The sequence below is a fragment of the Skermanella sp. genome (assembly GCF_059503625.1).
The window spans coordinates 1-2,446 of the sequence record NZ_JCACHA010000416.1 but is presented as its reverse complement, the minus strand read 5'-3'; the positions used below and the strand labels follow the sequence as shown (position 1 = coordinate 2,446).

Genomic DNA, 2,446 nt, shown 5'->3' with positions numbered 1-2,446 from the left:
AACCCGTTATGTTAGGGTGGACGGTAGCATAGAGAATTGGCCGCGCAACCCGCTTGTATTCGCATGACTGGCTTGTGCAAAGCAGCAATTAACCATCAATGCGTTAATGGCTGCGGCGATCTGCATTTGAAGGGCGCCAGGAATGTCTTTGAGATCCGTCGTACCCGCCTTGGCTACCCTGGTCCTACTCTCATCCTGCTCCGGCAGCGACAATCAGCCGCGGTGGGAACCGACCGCCGGGACGCAGGGCGTCGCCGAAAGCGAATGCGGCGAGCAGGTGGACATCAAGATGCAGCTGCGCGGATACCCGCGCCGTCCCAGTCCCGAAACACCCCAATTCTCCTATCGCCGCGAGATCTTCGCCAAATGCATGCGCGACAAGGGCTACCAGGAGGAGTGATGCCGGACCGGAACGGCGCCTGCCGTCGTTTCGCCTATTCGGCCGCTTCCGCCTGCCGAACGGCGGCCAGATCGTCCTCCTCGACATGTTGGGGCCGCATCAGGGCGTAGAGGCCGAGGATGCCGACCAGGATCCCGGCCGCGATCATCGGTGCCTGCCAGTCGCCGGTGACGAAACGGTTGACCAGCAGGACGGAGCAGACGATCGCCCCCAGGACCGGGACGAAGACCGGAACCTCGAACCCGCCGGTCGGCTCGCCGGGGCGGAGCTTCAGGATGACCAGGGCGCTGTTGACGATGGCGAAGACAAGCAGCAGAAGCAGCACGGTGGCGGAAGCCAGTTGCGTGATGTCGCCCATCAGCGCCAGTCCCGTGATCAGTGCCAGCAGCACCAGAACCGCCATATGCGGCGTGCGCCGGGTCGAGTGGACCTTGCGCAGGAAGCGCGGCAGCAATCCCTGCTGCGCCATGCCATAGGCCAGTCTGGACGCGGTGACGTAGTTGAGCAGGGCCGTATTGGTCACGGCGAAGATCGTGATGGCGAGGAAGGCCACCGGCGGGAACCAGGGTGCGGCGCGCGCCACCACTTCGGTCAGCGGACCGGCGGCCGAGGAAAGCTCCTGCCAGGGAACGACCGAGACGGCGGTGATGGAGACGGCGATATAGATCAGCGTCGCCGCGACCATCGCCAGGATGATGCCCCAGGGCAGCACCTTGCGCGGGTTCTTGACCTCTTCCGCGACGTTCAGCGTGTCCTCGAACCCGATGAAGGAGAAGAAGGTCAGGACGGCGCCCTGCATCAGCAGAAGCGCCGTGATGCCGCCGATGCCCCCATCGGTCGGAGGGGGAGTTTCCAGCAGATCGGCGGAGCCCCAGTAGCTCATGCCGACCGCTATCACGAGGATCAGCCCGAACGCCTCGACCGTCGTGCAGACGATGTTCAGCCACATGCATTCCTTGATGCCCCGGAAGACGATCCCGGCCAGCAGCAGCAGGAAGCCCAAGGCGATCAGCGTGACCGGCACGCCGTCGAGGAAGGTCAATTGCTGAAGGTTGGCGGCGACCACCCGCGACTGCGTCGCGACGGAGGTAAGGCCGGAGCACATCACCGCCAGCCCGACCACATAGGTCAGCATCGACTGCCGGTACGCCCGCTGCGTGACATAGGCGGCACCCGCCGCCTTCGGATAGCGGGACGCGATCGAGGCATAGGACAGTCCGGTGAGCATCGCCGCGACCATGCTGACCAGGAAGGCCAGCCAGATCGCATTGCCCATCTCGCCCGCCGCCTTGCCGATCAGGCCGTAGACGCCGGCGCCGAGCATGCTGCCCAACCCATAGAACGCCATCTGCACCATGCCGATCGACCGCTGGAGCGGTGGCCCGTCGGTACCCGCGCCAGCCTCGGTTCCCGCGTTCGATGATGTCATGGTCAGTCCCCGCTGTCGGTGAAACCACTGTGCCCGGCGCCTGAGCGGCACCACTGAAGATGGTTTAACAGCGGGAACAAGGAAAAAGCTCAATCAAGCAGACTGCGCGAAAGCAGCGGGTGCCTCTACTTTATGAAGGTGCAGAGTTTCAGCAGTATCAGGCGCCGGTCAGCATATCCAGGGCTGCCAAGATGGCGGTGTCCTCCGGTTGCAGGTTGCCGACACAGGGACCGAGTTCGGAAATCCGGACCGCGCCGGCGAACTGGGTGACCATGACGTGCGGCCGGCCCTCGACGGTGAAGACGGGATTGAGCCTCCCGGCGGGCCGTGGCGCATCGTTGAGCGGCAGCAGCGGTGCCACAAAGCGCGTGCTGAGGTCGCGCAGGATGTTGGCTTGCAGGTCGAGCAGATAACCGGGACCGTCAAGGCGGCGGTGAATGTCGAAGCGCCCCATCAATAAGGCCGGTGCTTGGCCAGCGGAAGGCCATGGACCTCGACATAGGCGTTCGAAGACTCGATGGCCTCGCGGTTCTCCTCCAGCCAGCACTTGTCGCGCAACTCGGCAATCTGCTCAGCCAGACCGCGCTCGCAAGCTCGCGACACATTAATGCCCAAGG

At 64.2% G+C, this 2,446-nt stretch carries 4 protein-coding genes; 1 reads left to right on the top strand and 3 read right to left on the bottom strand.

Annotated features, from left to right (window positions below; translation table 11 throughout):
• Positions 1 to 142: 142 nt before the first annotated feature.
• Complete coding sequence (locus AC5JJ6_RS09225; RefSeq protein ID WP_496041752.1) at positions 143 to 400, top strand: hypothetical protein; 258 nt, start codon at positions 143 to 145, stop codon at positions 398 to 400.
• Between the two features lie 34 nt (positions 401 to 434).
• On the opposite strand, the gene AC5JJ6_RS09220 is transcribed toward AC5JJ6_RS09225, so the two are convergent.
• From AC5JJ6_RS09220 to AC5JJ6_RS09210, 3 genes are all read right to left on the bottom strand, one after another.
• Positions 435 to 1,829, bottom strand: a complete 1,395-nt coding sequence (locus tag AC5JJ6_RS09220; RefSeq protein ID WP_496041751.1) for an APC family permease — start codon at positions 1,827 to 1,829, stop codon at positions 435 to 437.
• A 157-nt stretch (positions 1,830 to 1,986) separates the two neighbouring features.
• Positions 1,987 to 2,283 (bottom strand): CcdB family protein, encoded by a 297-nt coding sequence (locus AC5JJ6_RS09215; RefSeq protein ID WP_496041750.1) that lies wholly within the window; start codon positions 2,281 to 2,283, stop codon positions 1,987 to 1,989.
• Positions 2,283 to 2,432 carry a type II toxin-antitoxin system CcdA family antitoxin gene (locus tag AC5JJ6_RS09210; RefSeq protein ID WP_496041753.1) on the bottom strand — a complete coding sequence of 50 codons (150 nt, stop codon included), beginning with the start codon at positions 2,430 to 2,432 and terminating at the stop codon, positions 2,283 to 2,285. Before AC5JJ6_RS09210 ends, AC5JJ6_RS09215 begins: the two co-directional genes overlap by 1 nt.
• Positions 2,433 to 2,446: the final 14 nt, after the last annotated feature.